Raw genomic sequence first — 18,111 nt, 5'->3', positions numbered from 1 at the left:
CTAGCGTGACGAGCTTTCCAAAACAACTTGAGCAACGGCAAATTCTTTACTATGACTAATTGATAAATGAACAATATGCTCTGTATTTGTAATGATAATCGGCTTACCTCTATCATCATTCCTTACTTCAATATCTAAAAAACTCACTTCTTTCCCGATACCGGTCCCTACCGCTTTAGAATACGCCTCTTTTGCTGCAAATCTTCCAGCTACAAATTCTGTAAGACGACTTCCTTTCAGCCCCTCGGCAACACCACGTTCTCTTTCAGTTAAAATACGTTCCATAAATTTAAGCTTTCCATCTAGCATTTTTTCAATTCGATTTAACTCAATAATATCGATTCCAATCCCTACAATCATTTCAAAATCCCCTTCTTCTATTTAGCTTTCTTCATTCATATTGTAAGAATAACAGGAATCTTTCTGATGCAAAAGGAGTGATACTAACAACATGCTAATACCATCCACTCGCATTTCCTTACAACCGATTATCATTTCTTTACTTCTTATACAATTAGTCATGATTATATTGAGCGACTTTTCCCTCTTTCACCTGGCAGCCTACAATGAATATATCGCTAAAGGAGAATGGTGGCGTGTCATAACTTCCTTACTTGTACACGTAGACTTACAACATTTCCTTTCTAATAGTATTTGTTTATTCGTATTTGGTTCTTCCATCGAAAAACAACTAGGACACTTTTCTTTCATCATTATTTTTTTCCTTTCTGGCATTCTCGGGAATATTTCTTCTTATATTATTATGCCTCTTGAATATATTCACGCCGGAGCATCTGGTGGTATTTTCGGATTACTAGGCGCCCAATTATTTTTATTGTATAGTCGATATCGTTCTTCAAAACCAAGAGACATCGCTATTTTTTCAATAATGATACTTATATTACTACTATTTACTTTCTTTAATCCCTCTGCCAATCCTATAAGCCATTTAACAGGACTGATCATCGGCGGCATGTGCACCCCTTTTTTAACAAAAAAAAACGATGGCGCAGAGCTTATTTAATATAGAAGCTCGCACCATCGATAATTTCCACATCTGCTTGTTTACTTAACTCTCTCATTAGTTGAAATAAAGACTCGTCCTTTTTCTTCGCCTCAATCATACAATCAATTCGCGGAACACTCCCCTTTATCTTTTTCAAAAAAGATAAGAAAGTATCTACATCAATAAAATCTGCATGTGCTCTCGGGTTTTTTCCATCTCTAGGACTGGAGATGTGCATTTTAACCGGTAACAAAGACGATTCCCACGTATGTACAACACGCGCCCAATCTTCATGCCAATCTTCCTGGTCATTATTCATCATATGATGGTGCAAATCAAACACGACTGGAATGTCTAATTTCTCACCTAAATACAATGTTTCTTCTAAAGAAAAGGTCGTGTCATCATTTTCTAATATAATCATCTCTTGAATACCTCTTGGAACAGTTGACCAATTTTCTATAAAGCGTTCTAATGCAAGCTCCTTATCTTTATAACCTCCTCCCACATGTAATACACATCGTTGCTTATGTTCAATTCCCATACCCTTTAACAATTTTTTGTGCATCTGCAATGTCTTTACAGATTGTTTGAAAATACTCTCCTCAGGTGAATTTAGTACAACAAAGTGATCTGGATGGAAGTCAATTCGCATATTCATACGAATTGCATATTCACCTAATTCTTTCAGATTTTCTTTTAACGGACGAATATAGTTCCAATCTAACAACTCCTCATGATTCGCTAAAGGAATAAGCTTGGAACTAAGTCGAAAGAAAGATACATCATGCCCTTTATTATGTTTTAATAACCGTAAGCAATTTTCCAAATTCGAATTAGCGATTCTTTCAAGTTTACGAATCGCAGCCTCTCGATCATCAATCCGCTGAAACTGTGCATACGTCATCGTTTGAGATGGAGAAGCATTCTTCAAATGTACACTCATCGCAACATACCCAAGTCTTACAAGCATATAGCACCTCATTTCTATACGAGTTACTATGTAGTATGCACAATTACAGAAATAAAAAAAGAGAATGCCCGCAAAGGGCATTCTCTTTTTTATTAAGCTTGTGGACGGCTATGATGTTTTCTTTCGCCACGTCCAGTTGAAGATCCAGGGCGACCTTCACCTTTACGACCACGGTTAGCATCACGGCTACCAGCATCACGGCTACCGCCATCACGATTACGATCACGGTTACGACCATCGCCACTTCCGCTTCCACGTCCATCACGATTGCGATCACGGTTACGACCATCGCCACCGCCGCGTCCATCACGACTACGATTACGATCACGGTTACCATCACGGTATCCACTTCCGTTACCACCGCGTTTTTTAGAACCGCCACCGCCACCTCTTGAAACAACTGGTGGTTCTGATGTTAAAGCGATCGGAGTTGTATCCGGCTCTTTTGTCATCATTTTTAAAGCAGCAGCTACTACTGTTACAGAATCATTCTCTTCTAACATTTCTTCTGCAATACGCTTGTAGTATGATAAGTTATCATTTTCAATTGTGCTTTGAAGTTTTTCAGCGATTAAACGTTGTTGACCTTCTAACGCCTCGTCAAGTGTCGGTGCGTCCATACGATCAACCTTACGTTTTGTTGTACGCTCGATATTTTTTAATTGTCCTGATTCACGTGGTGTTACAAATAACATTGCAATACCTTTTTTACCAGCACGGCCAGTACGACCGATACGGTGAACGTATGATTCTGGATCTTGTGGGATATCGAAGTTGTATACGTGTGTTACGCCTGAAATATCAAGACCACGTGCAGCAACGTCTGTTGCAACAAGAACTTCAATAGTACCTTCTTTAAATTTACGTAATACAGACATACGCTTCGCTTGTGTTAAGTCACCGTGAATACCTTCTGCTGCATAACCACGTAAGTTTAATGCTTCTGATAATTCATCAACACGACGCTTTGTACGACCGAATATGATTGCAAGCTCTGGAGATTGAATATCTAGTAAGCGTGTTAACACGTCAAACTTTTTCTTTTCTTGCACTTCTAAATAGAACTGCTGAATGTTTGGCATTGTTACTTCTTTTGCTTTTACTTTAATGTGTTGAGGCTCAGTCATGAAACGCTCAGCAATACGACGGATTGGATCTGGCATTGTCGCTGAGAATAATAATGTTTGATGTGTTTCTGGCACATCTGTTAAAATCGCTTCAATATCTTCAATGAAGCCCATGTTTAACATTTCATCCGCTTCGTCAAGAACAACAGTCTCTACGTTTTGTAAGCGAAGTGTTTTACGGTTGATATGATCTAAAATACGACCCGGCGTACCTACAATAATGTGTGGGTGTTTTTTTAGAGCACGAATTTGGCGGTTAATATCTTGACCACCATAAATTGGTAGAATACGAACACGTTTATGTTTACCAATTTTGTATAGCTCTTCTCCAACTTGAATTGCTAATTCACGCGTTGGCGCGATAACAATACCTTGAACTGCTTCTTTATTTGTATCCACTTTATCTAATAGTGGTAATCCGAATGCTGCTGTTTTCCCTGTACCTGTTTGCGCTTGCCCAATAATATCCTTACCTTGCAATGCATGTGGAATTGTTTCAGCTTGAATCGGCGTAGCCTCTTCAAAGCCCATACTTTCAACAGATTGTAGTAAAGACTCACTTAATCCTAGTTCTCGAAATGTTGTCAATGTTACTTCTCCTTTTCTATCCTATACTTATCATTTAAAAAAAGGCGTTTTCCGAACTTGCGGAAAAGCCATTTTCCTGAATACTTACGTATATAACCGGGCGTATATTCTTCACGAAAATACTTCTAAACGTTATTACACTTTATCAATTATAAGTTTTGTAGGTGTAAAAAGCAAACCCCAACTGTTACCTTATTTCATATTCAGAGCTTTTTTCTTTACTTTTATTTTTTTATCGTTTACTGTAAGCGCTTATTATAAGTTTCCACTATTTTCGTGGCTATCATCCCTATTTATATACACCAATTATTTCAACATCGTAATTACTTCTTCTAATTTCATGCCGCGAGATGCTTTTACTAATACAACATCTTTCGTACCGACTACTGCTTGCAACTCTTTTATTAACTCTTCTTTACTATCATACGCTTTTACACGGTCTTTAGGGAAATTAATTTTTGCACCTTCAGCAATTTGAGCCCCTAATTTACCATATGTGAATACATATGAAATTTTTGCTGGATCAATTAATTTACCTACTTCATAATGAAATTGCACTTCTTGATTTCCAAGTTCTAACATATCACCAAGCACAACAATTTTTTTAGCAAATCCATCTAAACCATTCATTAGGTGGAACGCAGCTTCCATAGCTGTTGGACTAGCATTATAAGCATCATTGATAATTGTTAAACCACTATCTGTTTTTACAATTTCCATACGCATACCTGTCATTTGAAGTGTTACTAAACCTTGTTTCATTTCTTCCCACGTTACACCAAAATGTTTTGCAATTGCCATTGAAGCAAGCGTATTATATACATTATGCTTTCCTAGTACTGGCAAATAGAATGACAAAGTTTCATCCCTGTTCATCTTAAAGTGTGTCCCAGTAGCCTGCAATGTTACAGTAGTTGGATAGTAATCATTTGCTCTCGCATCACCAAATGTAACTGTTTCAGCTGCTAAATTCATTTCTGGAACACGATTCGTTAATAGCGGCTCATCTCCATTATATACGAACACGCCACCCTTTTGTAAACCTGTAACAATTTCTAACTTCGCTTCAGCAATCGCCTCACGAGAGCCTAAATCCATTAAGTGCGCCTCACCAATGTTCGTAATAATAGCTGCATTAGGACGAGCTAACTTAGATAGAAATTCAATTTCTCCGCGGCTTGACATGCCCATTTCTAATACAGCTACTTCTGTATTTTCCTCTAAATTTAAAATAGTAAGAGGTAAACCGATGTGGTTGTTGAAATTACCTTCTGTTTTTTGAACTTTAAATTTAGTCGCAAGAATACTTGTTACAATATCTTTCGTAGATGTTTTACCATTACTACCCGTTACACCAACAACTTTTACATCCAATTGATCACGATAGTTTTTCGCTAACATTTGCAATGCTGCTAGTGTATCTTCTACAAAAATAACCGGAAGATTTTCAGGTGGGTTTTCTACATCTTTCATCCATAATGTAGCAATCGCCCCATTTTCAACAGCTTTGTCTACAAAAGCATGTCCATCGAAACGTTCACCTTGAATTGGAACATATAAATTTCCATTTTCAATTTTCCTCGTATCAATAGACACTCCTTGTATAGTAATTCCCTCATACTGCTCTGCTAATCCAGTACCATTTATCATCTGCTCTACTTGTTTTAACGTTCGATTTATCATGAAAACACTCCTTACATAGAGGAAGCACTATTCCTTCGAATAGTGCTTCCTCCTTTTTTGTTAGATTGTATATTTAATTTTTTGTTTTTCTTCGTGACGCTCAATCGCTAAGCGAATTAGCTCTTCAATTAATTCCGGATACGGTAACCCTGTATGTTGCCATAATAGAGGGAACATACTAAACGGCGTGAATCCTGGCATTGTGTTTACTTCGTTAATATATACTTCTCCATCTTTCGTTAAGAAGAAATCAGCTCGTGTTAAGCCCGAACCATCTAATGATTGGAATGCGATAATTGCATCTCGCTTAATTACATTAGACTCTTCTTCTGTCATTTCAGCTGGAATAATTAACGCTGTATCACCATCGATGTATTTCGATTTGTAATCATAAAAATCTTTTTTCGGTACAATTTCACCTACAACTGAACATTTCGGCTCATCATTACCTAATACACCAACTTCTACTTCACGACCTATAATATTTTCTTCTACAATAATTTTACGGTCAAATTGGAATGCCTCTTCGAATGCATTCTCAAGCTCTTCACGATCATTACACTTATTAATACCAACACTTGAACCAAGGTTTGCTGGTTTTACGAAGCAAGGATATCCTAATACTTCTTCTACTTTTTCATACGCTGTTTCACGATCTTTTTCCCATGCGCTACGAATGAAAGATGCATATTTCGCTTGTTTCAATCCAGCTTCTGCAAAGATATTTTTCATAACAACTTTATCCATACCAGCAGATGATGCTAATACACCGTTACCTACATATGGAATGTTTAGTAATTCTAATAACCCTTGTACTGTTCCATCTTCGCCATTCGGTCCATGCAATAATGGGAAAATAACATCAATTGCATCTTCTTGTTTAGAAGTTGCCGTTGGGATAATTTCTGTACTTAATGATACAGGAGAAATTGTATTCTCTTCCCCACTCATTTGTAATGCCTCAACATTTGTTACTTCGCCTTCAATACGCTCTCCACGCATCCATTGGCCTTGTTCTGTAATATAAATTGGATGAATCTCGAATTTATCTTGATTTAATGCTTTAATAGCAGCAAGAGCCGTTTGTAACGAAACTTGATGCTCAGCTGATTTTCCACCGTATAATAAACCTAATTTAATTTTTGTCACTGAAATCACCCTAACCAATTGTTTTCATTTTTCTATTTTAGCACTTTTTATAAAAATAGGTAGTTCCTATTTGAAATAAAATGTAACTTCCACAAATAATTAAAAGACACCACTTATTGGTTTTCTACACTTTTTCCCTTTAATTTCTACACAGCTAAACAAAATTAAACTTTAGAGCAAAATTGCTATCTAATCTAGTTATGTACCTAAAATATGTAGAAATCCACTTTGTGTGTATGTCATCTATATTACCCTACCATTTGTGGAGAATGAAAAAACACTGATTAAAGTTTCATTTTATTAAGAAGACTGTTTTGTAGGCGTATCTTTTTGCCTCTGCTCAACAAGACGATCTAAAGAAACATATACAAAGCCTGCAACTACACACCCTACACTTAAAATTGTAAATAAGTAGTGACCAAGCAAACGATCCAATAAAAAACCACCAAGAAGTGGACCGAATGCACTTCCTGTAATCCACTGCAAACTCGCCGCCCCCATATAGGTTCCTCTCAAATGCTCAGGGGCCAAATTCGCTACAAACGTCATCTGTACAGGCGACATAATCATCTCGCCTAACGTATATATGGCATAAACAAACATTAACGTCATTAAAATAATTGTAGCATTTGTATCATATTCTCCAAACCACTTCGGTAACCATCCTATAAAAAACAAACCAATTCCGAACAAACACGCACCGTATAACATCGTCTTTCCAACAGGTTTATCTGTCGCCCATTTTGAAATTTGAAATTGAAATAAAACAACTAATAGACCATTTAATGCCATTAAATATGGGTATGGATTGTTGACTCCAAAAATATCCTTCATTTCGTTATCAAAGTGAAGCGGTAACATGCCTTCTGTTTGAGAAAACCCCATAGAAATAATGATCCCCGCTAACAAATAAATCATTAACGCCTTATCTCTCATTAAAATTTTCCAAACTGCTCCGGATTCCTGCTCTTTACTTTTTTCAGTCATATCCGTAATTTTTGGCATTGTTTCTTTAATAAGTACTAACACTAGTAGCGCATAAAACAACATAGCGGATGAAGCAATAATAAACACGAGGTTCTTTGATAAAACAACTACTGATGCTCCCATTATCGGTCCAATTGCAGCACCAATATTGTGTCCCATTCGCAATAAACCATATGCTTCTGTTCTTTTTTCTGGCGCCGTCACATCTGCAACCATCGCTGATGCCGCTGGATGAAATAGCGAATTACTTAACCCTAAAAAAATAGATAAAATGGCATATGGAATAAACCCTTCTATAAATAAAAAACCGAGCATTAGTAATGCATTACTCGCCATTGAAAATATCATAATTGGCTTTCTTCCATATATATCAGCTATTCTTCCGCCTATAAGCGAACCAAAACTTGCAGCTATTGGAGAAAGCGCCATAATGATTCCAACTTGTAATAAAGAATCTACCTTATCTTTTAAATATAGTGCAAAAAAAGGCATTAACATCATCATCGCAATTCCGTTCAATGTCTCACCGATAAATCGAATCCATACGTTACGATCCATCCCTCTTAACTCACGCCATGTATTTTTCATAAATTCCCCCCTTAGTTCCCCAACAATTATATTATATATAATTAGAAAAATGTAAATTTTCAAACGCAAAATCTATCCATAACAATCCCTTTCGAAATAAGTAGAAATTCTTCTGAATATGCACGATCTTTATCACTCTTTCTATATATCTTTCTATAACTTTTTTGGGTATTATTATACATGTCGATTCCATAAAAGAGGCATGCTCCCGTAGTGAGCATGCCTCTTTTTACTTATTTCACAGTATATGAACCCTCTTCAATCCAGCTATACATATATTTTTCATCTTCCGTCTCATGTGCTTGTTTTACAATACGAAGCGGACGGAATGTATCTATCATAACAGCCAGTTCAAGTGTCTCTTTCTTCCCTATACTCGCTTCTGTTTTCCCTGGATGTGGCCCATGCGGGATCCCGCTTGGATGAAGCGTAATAGAACCTTCTTCTACACCTTTTCGGCTCATAAAATTACCTTCTACATAGTACAGTACCTCATCACTATTCACATTACTATGATAATATGGTGCCGGAATAGATTCTGGATGATAATCGTATAAACGCGGTACGAAAGAGCAAATGACGAAATTATGCCCTTCGAATGTTTGATGTACTGGTGGTGGCTGATGAATACGACCTGTAATTGGTTCAAAATCCTCCACATTAAAGACCCACGGATATAAATACCCATCCCATCCAACAACATCTAACGGATGGTGCCCTAACACATGCTTGTGCATATAACCTCTCGACTTTGTCATTACGACAAACTCACCTTTTTCATCATATGTCTCCAATTTCTCTGGCCCACGCATATCTCTTTCACAAAACGGACTATGTTCTAACAATTGCCCATATTCATTGCGATAGCGACTTGGTGTTGTAATTTGGCTATTTGCCTCTACAACAAGAAACTTAGTCTCTCCCTCATCTGGAATAACACGATAAATCGTTCCAATTGGAATTGTTACATAATCACCTTTTCTATAGTGAATCGTTCCAAACATCGTTTCAATTTTTCCTGTTCCATAATGAACAAATAACATTTCATCGCCATCACCATTACGGTAAAAATAATCCATTTTTTCTGTTGGACTCACTACTCCAATTAATAAATCCTCATTCCCAAGCATAAAGTTTCTTCCGCTTACTGCATCACCAGTTTTTTTATTTTCTTTCGTACGGAAGTGGCGATGAGCAAGAAGGGCATCCTCTTCATACTGTAACTGACAAGAATGCGATAATGCCGCGTGCCCTACTTCTGTTGGCATATAATGATGATACAAAATAGACTGGGTACCAGAGAAACCTTTTGTCCCCATTACCTGCTCACGATAAAGCGATCCATCTTTTTTACGAAATTGTACATGTCGTTTATGAGGTAGCTCCCCCATGTGACGATAAAACATGCCCATCACCTGCTTTCATGTCTTTTTTGACCGTATTACGTAACGTGCCTAAACCAGTAATCGACAGCTCTACAACATCTCCATCTTGTAGCCACTCTTCTGTACCAAGTTCTAAAATACATCCTGTTCCTACTGTCCCAGAACCAATCACATCTCCTGGATATAACGTAACGTCTTCCGAAGCACGTTCAATCATTTCAGCAAATGTATAGTAAATATCTTGGAAGTTTCCCTTTGATAATATCTTTCCATTTACATGAGCAGTCATCTCTAAATCATAACGATCACCGTTACGATAAACGTCTAATTCCTCTTTCGTAACGAGATATGCTCCTAATGAAGTTGCAAAATCTTTTCCTTTCGCTGGACCGAGTCCCACTTTCATTTCTGTTGCTTGTAAGTCCCTTGCACTCCAGTCGTTCATAATGCAGTAACCAAAAATATATTCCTCTGCTTGTTCACGAGAAATGTTTCGTCCTTCTTTCCCAATTACGCAAGCAATCTCTAACTCATAATCAAGCTTTTTAGACTTCTTCGGACCAATAACAAAATCATCTGGCCCAATAACAGCACGGTGGTTCGTAAAATAAAAAACCGGGATATCATACCATTCAGGTACAACATCTAGCCCTCTTCTCCCGCGGGCTGTTTTTACATGCTGCTCAAATGCATAAAAATCTCGAATGCTACTCGGATTAGGAATTGCCGCTGCTAATTGAACTTCCTCTAAGGAATATATACCCTTTTCAGGATTCTTAATATTACGCAATACTTCTACATACTCATCTGCTTTCTCTAAAAAGGCGAACATAGAAGAAGGTAATTGTCCATTACTCGCAAGATTCATATCGATTACTTTGTCACCTTCAAGCCATCCAGCTCGCATTTCTTTCGATGGGAGACGAAATGTAACAAATTTCATCGTGATTCCTCCCTATGAAAATGAAATTTCCACCAACAAAGGAACTCTTGCTGGTGGATACAAATTTTATAAATTTCCGCGACGCTCTTGTTCTCTTTCAATTGATTCGAATAACGCTTTAAAGTTCCCTTCGCCAAATCCACGAGAACCTTTACGTTGGATGATTTCAATAAATAGAGTTGGACGATCTACAATTGGTTTCGTAAAGATTTGTAATAAATAACCTTCTTCGTCACGGTCTACTAGAATCTTCAATTCTTTTAATCTATCAATTTCTTCATCAATTTTTCCAACACGTGCTGTTAACTCATCGTAATACGTATCTGGCGTATCTAAAAACTCCACGCCATTCGCACGAAGCACTTCAATTGTTTTTACAATGTCACTTGTTAATAAAGCAAGATGCTGTACACCCGCTCCGTTATAGAACTCTAGATATTCTTGAATTTGTGACTTTCTTTTTCCGTCTGCTGGTTCATTAATTGGAAACTTAATACGGCTTCCATTCGTCATAACTTTTGACATTAATGCCGAATACTCTGTGCTAATATCGTCATCATCAAAGTGAATCATTTGTTTAAATCCCATGACGTTCTCATAATAACTAACCCATTCTTCCATTTTCTCAACGTTACCAACTACATGGTCTACAGCAATTAAACCAGACTCTTCAAATGGAATATTAAATTCAACCTTTTGGAATCCTGGCATGAATGTTCCTTTATAATTTTTACGCTCTACAAGCGTATGAATTGTATCACCATACGTACCAATAACCGCTTTCTTCAAGGTACCTTCCTCATCTGTTAACTCTTCAGGAGGAGCAATCGCAACAGCGCCACGTTTTACAGCTTCAGAGTAGGCTTTATCAACGTCATCAACAAGTAAAGCCACATCTTTCACTCCATCACCATGAGTCTTTACAAACTCTGCAATACGGCTATCGCTACTTAAAGCTCCAGACACAACAAAACGCATATTTTTTTGCACAAGAACATAAGATACCTTTTCACGGTTTCCTGTTTCTAATCCAGAATAAGCTACAATTTTGAATCCAAACGCTCTCGCAAGATAATAACTTGATTGCTTTGCATTCCCTACGTAAAATTCCAAATGATCTACATCACGTACCGGAAAAAAGTCCTCCATTTGTGCAGCTAGCGTATCCATAGATTTTTGTTTCATAATATCTTCATCCCCCTGTAAATAGATTAAATGGTCCATACTTAAAACCAACCGAAAACGCTTCCAACATCAATTAATAGAAATTAGTTAGCAAGCTAACAATTTCCGACCTTTAAAATTTTCTATCTTTTCTGTCAAATTCCTCTTTTTTTCTTACATATAAAATTCGACTTTTTTCTCTTTAAAGTAAGGGGAAAATATTAATACTTGAAGGTATATATGAGAGGAAAACAAAAAAGACTCCAACATATTAACTACTTACTAATACGTTAGAGTCTTTATTTTTTTTGAATGATTGTATTTATATTTTTCATACTAATATATTTGCAAGGAATAGAATAAATGATGTTAATATTACCGCTCCGCCTAATGATCCTAATAAATCTGTTTTTGTTACTTGTAACACTTGTTCACTGTTCATATTCCTCATTCTCCTTTCATTTTGTACAATTTAAAACTTTTATTATACTAATATGCTTGATAGAAATACGATTAATGCTGTTAATACTACTGCTCCGCTTGCTGATCCTAAGAAATCACCTTTTGTTACTTGTAATACTTGCTCTTTCATATCTTTCATTCTCCCTTCATTTATCTTTTGTTACAAAACTTCTATTATACTAATACGCTTGATAGAAATACGATTAATGCTGTTAATACTACCGCTCCACTTGCTGATCCTACAAAGTCACCTTTTGTTACTTGTAATACTTGCTCTTTCATATCTTTCATTCTCCCTTCATTTATCTTTTGTTACAAAACTTCTATTATACTAATACGCTTGATAGAAATACGATTAATGCTGTTAATACTACCGCTCCACTTGCTGATCCTACGAAGTCACCTTTTGTTACTTGTAATACTTGCTCGTTGTTCATAATTTTCATTCTCCCTTCTCTTATTTTTGTTACAAAACTTCTATTATACTAATACGCTTGATAGAAATACGATTAATGCTGTTAATACTACTGCTCCGCTTGCTGATCCTAAGAAGTCACCTTTTGTTACGTTTAATACTTGCTCGTTGTTCATATCATTCATTCTCCTTTTTTATAAGTTATCTATATGTAATTACTAAGAAATGATTAGTTCATAGTTTTCATGTTAACGTTACATTGAAATTAATTACGTAACGTTTGTAACACTAATGTAACATAACTATTATTACGTTGCAATATAATTACGTAAATTTTATTACACTTTTTTTACGTTTTTTTAAATTAACACTCAAAAACCTTGTTTTAATGCGTTTTCTACTACAATCATATTTGTAACACTAGTGTAACATTAAGGTCATAAAGCGAAATATAATATTATTCATCTCTATTTTGTTAAAAACCAAAGTGAAACTTTAATCAACGAGAGTTCCATTCCCTACTAATTATTCCCCTCACCAATCGCACTTTTACTAGAAATTAATGCGGGATAAAATACTATCTTTCCAAGATAAGTTTATATGTTTCCTCTATATAACTATGTATAATGGAAACAAAGAGGTGGTCATTTTGAAATTAATCGCACTAGATATGGATGGTACACTACTATCATCTAATCTTGAAATCTCCAAAGAGAACTTACAAGCTATCCAAACCGCAAAAGAGGCTGGTCATATTGTAATGATTTGTTCTGGCCGCGCGAAAGAGGATGCTTTGAAATTATTGGAAGAATATAAACTATCTCTTCCAGTTGGAGCAAGCAATGGGGCAATTGTTTATGTGGACGGAAAAGTAATTAACTCGCGTTGTTTACAAAATGATAAAGTATACAAGCTTGCAAAATTACTAGAATCTGAAGGTTTTCCATATAAGTTGTACACAAATAAAGGGGTTTACTCTCCTTATACATGGCAAGATCAAGTTATGCAGGCATTCGAAGAAAACAAGCATACACTAGATGTTACACTTGAGGAACTTGAAAGAATTACAGAAAAACAAAAGAAATCAAACTTAATTACTGATTTCCAAAAAATCGAAGATGTCGTAAATAATCCAGAATTAGAAATATCTAAATTCTTCATTTTAACATTTAATGCTGCTCATCGTTCACAGCTATTACAAACTTTACAAGAAGATACGGACATTTCAGTTACGGCATCAGCTCCTACTAATGTAGAAATTATGGATAAGCATGGCCATAAAGGCAATGGTTTGCAAGAAATGGCAGCTTATTTCAATATACCAATTGAAGATACTGTTGCAATCGGCGATAACTTTAATGATGTGCCAATGTTACAAGTAGCTGGCTTATCAGTTGCAATGGGAAATGCCGAAGAAGATGTCAAAAAACTATGTGACGTTGTAACATTAACAAACAATGAACATGGTGTTGCTCATGCAATCGAGCAATTTGTATTGAAACAAACTTCATCTAGTAAATAAAGTTCAACTTTAATCAGAGGCGGGGTTCCTCTGATTATTAGTTGAACCAATCGGGCTTTTACGGGCAGTTAATCTCCCACCTAACTTCCCCGCATGTGTCGAATTTTTAGGTGGGAGTCTTACTGCCCGTTAATGCGGGGTAAAAAAAGGACTCTTTCACATTTTGAAAGAGTCCTTTTCTTTTACACATGATGACAAGCAACAAAATGATCTTCACCCACATTACGGAATTCTGGTACATTCGTTTTACAAATATCTGTAGCAACGGGGCAACGTGTATGAAAACGGCAACCTGATGGTGGATTTGCAGGACTTGGAATATCCCCTTCTAGAATAATCCGTTCTCGCTTAACCGTTGGATCCGGTATTGGCACTGCTGATAACAATGCTTTTGTATATGGATGAAGCGGATTCGCAAATAACTCATCACGTGGTGCTGTTTCCACAATAGTTCCTAAATACATAATTCCAATTTTCGTACATAAGTGCTCCACAACACTTAAATCATGTGAAATAAATAAATAGGATAATCCCTTTTTCTCCTGTAATTCACTAAACAAATTAATGATTTGCGCTTGAATAGATACATCTAATGCCGCAACAGGCTCATCAGCTACAATAAATTCTGGATCTAATACCATCGCCCTTGCAATAACGATACGTTGACGTTGCCCACCGGAAAACTCATGAGGGTACCGGTCAATATGATACGGCGCTAAACCACATAACTCCAATACTTCTATCACCTTTGCACGGACATTTTCTTTCGTCGCTAGTCCGTGAGCCAACATTGGCTCACCAAGCGCTTCTCCAATTCTCATTCTTGGATTTAATGAGCTAAATGGATCTTGAAAGACGAGCTGCATATTAGGACGATGCTTTCTCAGCTCTTCTTTTGATAAAGCATGAACATCTTGACCTTTAAATTTCACTTCGCCTTCTGTTTTTTGAACGAGACGGAGAATTGTTTTTCCTATCGTCGTTTTCCCACTTCCAGACTCTCCTACAAGGCCAAACACTTCTCCTTTATCAATTGTAAAGCTTACCCCATCTACCGCTTTCACATGTCCAATCGTTCTACTAAATACGCCGCCCTTAATCGGAAAATACGTTTTTAAGTTCTTCACTTCTAATAATGGTTCACTCATTGCCCAGCACGCTCCTCATATAACCAACAAGCTACTTTATGATCCTCGTCATGCACATTAAGATTTGGCGCTTCATTTTTGCATATTTCCATGCAATGTTCACAGCGACCACTAAAGTAGCAAAACTCATCTAAGCCAACTAAATTTGGAACTTGCCCTGGAATAGAATAAAGTTTATCTGTTCGTTTCCCCATTACTGGTTTTGATTTTAGCAACCCTTGCGTATATGGATGTTTCGGATTTTGAAATATCTCTAGTACCGGTGCCTCTTCAATAACTTTTCCACCATACATAACGACAACATAATCGGCCATTTCTGCTACAACACCTAGATCATGTGTAATTAATAAAATCGATGTTTTAAATTCCTCTTTTACTTGCCTTAGTAAATCTAATATTTGCGCTTGAATCGTAACGTCCAGAGCTGTTGTCGGTTCATCTGCAATTAATAACTTTGGATTACAACTAAGTGCAATAGCAATCATAATACGTTGTAACATGCCACCGCTTAATTCGTGCGGATAAGAATGGACAATTTCATCAGCACGAGCAATACCAACTTTACGAATTAATTCAATTGCTTTTTTGTATGCTTCGTTTTTGCTAAGTAGTTCATGCTCTCTTAACGTCTCAACAATTTGCTCTCCAACAGTAAAGACCGGATTAAGCGATGTCATCGGTTCCTGGAAAATCATGGCGATATCATTTCCTCTTAAACTACGAAGTTCTTTCTCTTTCATTCCTAAAAGACTTTTTCCTTCATAAAGAATATCACCACCAACGATGCCGCCAGATTCAGCAATAAGTCCCATAATAGATAAAGCCGTTACACTTTTCCCGCAACCTGATTCGCCCACTACACAAACTGTTTCACCTTCTCGAACTGAAAAGCTAACATGATTGACAGCCTTTACTGTACCTTCTTCCGTCTGAAAGTGTGTTTGTAAATCCTTTAGCTCTACTACCGCTCTACTCATGCTTTCTCACCTACCGCTTCATCTTTGGATCTAATGCATCACGAAGTGCATCGCCAAGTATATTAATTGATACAACTGTTATAAAGATTGCAAAACCAGGCGGGATCCATAACCACGGACGCTTTTGGAAATCGATTAATGAGTTTGCTGCACTAATCATATTTCCCCACGATGGTGTAGGCGGGACAACGCCAAGTCCTAGGTAACTTAGTGCAGACTCTCCTAAAATAGAACCTGCAACACCTAATGTGGATACAACAATTAATATCGGCAGAACATTTGGGATTAAATGATATACAATTTTCCGGTAATCGTTTATCCCGAGTACATCAGCAGCTTGCATAAACGATTGTTCTCGCAGCGATAAAATTTGACCTCGTACGAGGCGTGCAAGTCCTGGCCAACCTACTAGACTTAAAATGATCATAATGACATAAAGACGATAATCAGATGGTACTTTCCATTCTGATAAAATAGCTCCCATTATAATAAGTAACGGTAATCCTGGCATCGACATTAAAATATCCGCAAGACGCATTATAATATTATCGACGATACCACGGTAAAAACCTGCAATCGCTCCTAATAAAGCTCCTAGTATAACGGATAACACCATTGAGGCTAAGCCAATTGTTAATGAGATCCGTCCTGCTTGCATAAGCCTCGTTAAAATGTCTCTTCCTAATTGATCTGTGCCAAGCCAATGAGAAAAACTAGGTGGTTTGTTAATTAGCGTAACTTGTATTTTTCCTGATGCATACGGTGAAAAGAATGGACCAATAAAACAAAATAAAAACATAAAAACTAATGCGTAAAATCCTATAAGTGCCATTTTATTTTTCTTTATCCTTTTAAAAGCTTGCCTCCACGGCGATGATTCATTCCTTCTTTTCTTTTTTTCTTTTTTTTCCGTAGTTGCTGTAACAGTTTCCATCTCTTTCCCCCCTTACTTCAACCGAATACGTGGATCAACAACTGCATATACAATATCCGCTAAAAAGTTTGAAACAATTGTCAAACACGAAAGAAACATCGTAAATGCCATTAATACCGTATAATCACGAAAATTTAATGCTTCTAATTGAATATTACCGATACCTGGCCAGTTGAAAATTTGTTCTATAATAATTGCCCCTGAAAACAACCCTGGTAATTCAAATGCAAGCAATGTAATAGCCGGCAAAATTGCATTTTTTAATGCATGTTTATAAATAACGGTCTTCTCCTTTAAACCTTTTGCTCTAGCCGTTCGAATGTAATCTTGCCGTACAACCTCTAACATACTCGTTCTAAAATAACGAGTTAATGAGCCAACTCCAAGAAGAGTTAAAATAAATACGGGTAAAACCATATGCTTTGCAACTTCTATTCCGTAAGCAAGCCCAGTTGAATTACTCCCAACATCAATCATCCCGCCTATCGGTAACAGCTTAAAGTCAACCGCAAACACTTTAATTAAAAACAAACCGATAAAGAATGAAGGAAATGACATCGCTGCAAATACACCAATTGTTACAAGCTTATCGAATAAAGAATGTTGCTTTGTCGCTGAAAATACACCGATAATAAGTGCAATTAGCCAAATAAAGAACAATGCAATAATCGCAACAATAAACGAATTCCATATAAATTTATTTAATAATGACGTTACAGATTCTTGATATTGAAGAGAAAAACCAAAGTCCCCCTGCAATGCATTACCTAGCCAGTGAAAATATCGCTCAACAATTGGTTTATTCAATCCATACAATTCCCTAAGTTCAGCTGCTCTTTCCGGTGTAATCTTCGGGTTTGAATCAATATAATCTCCTGGAAGAAGTGCGAACAGGAAGAAGATAATAATCGATGTCCCCAACAGTGTAGGAATCATTTGTAACAGCCTACGAATGATATATGTTTTCACCCTTTTTCTCTCCAATCTTATGCTTAAAATAGAAGAACATTTTTTCAAAGCGGCACACTACTTGCCGAATGAAAAAATGTCTTCTACTTAT

20 protein-coding genes are annotated in these 18,111 nt (G+C 36.6%); 2 read left to right on the top strand and 18 right to left on the bottom strand.

Annotated elements, in window-relative coordinates; translation table 11 throughout:
* On the bottom strand, positions 1-360 hold the full coding sequence (acpS, locus tag QCI77_RS01370; protein ID WP_002009969.1) for a holo-ACP synthase: 360 nt from the start codon (positions 358-360) through the stop codon (positions 1-3).
* A gap of 91 nt (positions 361-451) precedes the next feature.
* Between acpS and QCI77_RS01365 the strand changes: the two genes are divergently transcribed.
* Positions 452-1,024 (top strand): rhomboid family intramembrane serine protease, encoded by a 573-nt coding sequence (locus tag QCI77_RS01365; protein ID WP_002167128.1) that lies wholly within the window; start codon positions 452-454, stop codon positions 1,022-1,024.
* Here the strand turns inward: QCI77_RS01365 and uvsE are convergent.
* The 13 genes from uvsE to QCI77_RS01300 all read right to left on the bottom strand — a co-directional run bounded on the left by uvsE (position 1,017) and on the right by QCI77_RS01300 (position 12,655).
* Positions 1,017-1,979, bottom strand: a complete 963-nt coding sequence (gene uvsE / locus QCI77_RS01360) for a UV DNA damage repair endonuclease UvsE (RefSeq protein WP_353824427.1) — start codon at positions 1,977-1,979, stop codon at positions 1,017-1,019. The two genes, QCI77_RS01365 and uvsE, sit on opposite strands and share 8 nt — an antisense overlap.
* A gap of 92 nt (positions 1,980-2,071) precedes the next feature.
* Positions 2,072-3,694 carry a degradosome RNA helicase CshA gene (gene cshA / locus QCI77_RS01355; protein WP_044440770.1) on the bottom strand — a complete coding sequence of 541 codons (1,623 nt, stop codon included), beginning with the start codon at positions 3,692-3,694 and terminating at the stop codon, positions 2,072-2,074.
* A 306-nt stretch (positions 3,695-4,000) separates the two neighbouring features.
* Complete coding sequence (gene murF / locus QCI77_RS01350) at positions 4,001-5,377, bottom strand: UDP-N-acetylmuramoyl-tripeptide--D-alanyl-D-alanine ligase (RefSeq protein WP_002009963.1); 1,377 nt, start codon at positions 5,375-5,377, stop codon at positions 4,001-4,003.
* A gap of 60 nt (positions 5,378-5,437) precedes the next feature.
* Entirely contained in the window at positions 5,438-6,526 is a 1,089-nt protein-coding gene (locus QCI77_RS01345) for a D-alanine--D-alanine ligase (protein WP_002029433.1), read from the bottom strand.
* A gap of 300 nt (positions 6,527-6,826) precedes the next feature.
* Positions 6,827-8,101, bottom strand: a complete 1,275-nt coding sequence (locus tag QCI77_RS01340) for an MDR family MFS transporter (protein WP_002029432.1) — start codon at positions 8,099-8,101, stop codon at positions 6,827-6,829.
* A gap of 233 nt (positions 8,102-8,334) precedes the next feature.
* The gene (locus QCI77_RS01335; RefSeq protein WP_002140161.1) at positions 8,335-9,507 is read right to left on the bottom strand and encodes a homogentisate 1,2-dioxygenase; all 1,173 of its coding nucleotides are present in this window, start codon (positions 9,505-9,507) and stop codon (positions 8,335-8,337) included.
* Positions 9,473-10,429 carry a fumarylacetoacetate hydrolase family protein gene (locus QCI77_RS01330; RefSeq protein ID WP_002140160.1) on the bottom strand — a complete coding sequence of 319 codons (957 nt, stop codon included), beginning with the start codon at positions 10,427-10,429 and terminating at the stop codon, positions 9,473-9,475. The genes QCI77_RS01335 and QCI77_RS01330 overlap by 35 nt, the downstream gene beginning before the upstream one ends.
* A gap of 66 nt (positions 10,430-10,495) precedes the next feature.
* On the bottom strand, positions 10,496-11,614 hold the full coding sequence (hppD, locus tag QCI77_RS01325) for a 4-hydroxyphenylpyruvate dioxygenase (protein ID WP_002140158.1): 1,119 nt from the start codon (positions 11,612-11,614) through the stop codon (positions 10,496-10,498).
* Positions 11,615-11,924: 310 nt separating this feature from the next.
* Positions 11,925-12,035 (bottom strand): DUF3948 family protein, encoded by a 111-nt coding sequence (locus tag QCI77_RS01320; RefSeq protein WP_001083697.1) that lies wholly within the window; start codon positions 12,033-12,035, stop codon positions 11,925-11,927.
* Between the two features lie 42 nt (positions 12,036-12,077).
* Positions 12,078-12,194 carry a DUF3948 family protein gene (locus tag QCI77_RS01315; protein WP_353824426.1) on the bottom strand — a complete coding sequence of 39 codons (117 nt, stop codon included), beginning with the start codon at positions 12,192-12,194 and terminating at the stop codon, positions 12,078-12,080.
* A 35-nt stretch (positions 12,195-12,229) separates the two neighbouring features.
* Positions 12,230-12,346, bottom strand: a complete 117-nt coding sequence (locus tag QCI77_RS01310) for a DUF3948 family protein (RefSeq protein ID WP_000654250.1) — start codon at positions 12,344-12,346, stop codon at positions 12,230-12,232.
* Between the two features lie 35 nt (positions 12,347-12,381).
* The gene (locus QCI77_RS01305; RefSeq protein WP_000700010.1) at positions 12,382-12,501 is read right to left on the bottom strand and encodes a DUF3948 family protein; all 120 of its coding nucleotides are present in this window, start codon (positions 12,499-12,501) and stop codon (positions 12,382-12,384) included.
* A gap of 34 nt (positions 12,502-12,535) precedes the next feature.
* Positions 12,536-12,655: a DUF3948 family protein gene (locus QCI77_RS01300; RefSeq protein WP_002009865.1), complete on the bottom strand. Its 120-nt coding sequence runs from the start codon at positions 12,653-12,655 to the stop codon at positions 12,536-12,538.
* A 464-nt stretch (positions 12,656-13,119) separates the two neighbouring features.
* Between QCI77_RS01300 and QCI77_RS01295 the strand changes: the two genes are divergently transcribed.
* The gene (locus QCI77_RS01295) at positions 13,120-13,992 is read left to right on the top strand and encodes a Cof-type HAD-IIB family hydrolase (protein ID WP_000766416.1); all 873 of its coding nucleotides are present in this window, start codon (positions 13,120-13,122) and stop codon (positions 13,990-13,992) included.
* Between the two features lie 182 nt (positions 13,993-14,174).
* On the opposite strand, the gene QCI77_RS01290 is transcribed toward QCI77_RS01295, so the two are convergent.
* From QCI77_RS01290 to QCI77_RS01275, 4 genes are read right to left on the bottom strand one after another with little or no spacing between them, the layout of a single operon-like run.
* The gene (locus QCI77_RS01290; protein ID WP_002124795.1) at positions 14,175-15,140 is read right to left on the bottom strand and encodes an ABC transporter ATP-binding protein; all 966 of its coding nucleotides are present in this window, start codon (positions 15,138-15,140) and stop codon (positions 14,175-14,177) included.
* The gene (locus QCI77_RS01285; protein WP_002091396.1) at positions 15,137-16,117 is read right to left on the bottom strand and encodes an ABC transporter ATP-binding protein; all 981 of its coding nucleotides are present in this window, start codon (positions 16,115-16,117) and stop codon (positions 15,137-15,139) included. The genes QCI77_RS01290 and QCI77_RS01285 overlap by 4 nt, the downstream gene beginning before the upstream one ends.
* A gap of 10 nt (positions 16,118-16,127) precedes the next feature.
* Entirely contained in the window at positions 16,128-17,051 is a 924-nt protein-coding gene (gene opp4C, locus QCI77_RS01280; protein WP_000451066.1) for an oligopeptide ABC transporter permease, read from the bottom strand.
* A gap of 12 nt (positions 17,052-17,063) precedes the next feature.
* Positions 17,064-18,020, bottom strand: coding sequence for an ABC transporter permease (locus QCI77_RS01275; protein WP_002091399.1), 957 nt, complete (start codon positions 18,018-18,020; stop codon positions 17,064-17,066).
* Positions 18,021-18,111 lie beyond the last annotated feature (91 nt).

Source organism: Bacillus cereus group sp. MG9 (assembly GCF_040459995.1).
GTDB lineage: Bacteria > Bacillota > Bacilli > Bacillales > Bacillaceae_G > Bacillus_A > Bacillus_A mycoides.
This window is presented reverse-complemented; position numbering and strand designations above follow the sequence as displayed.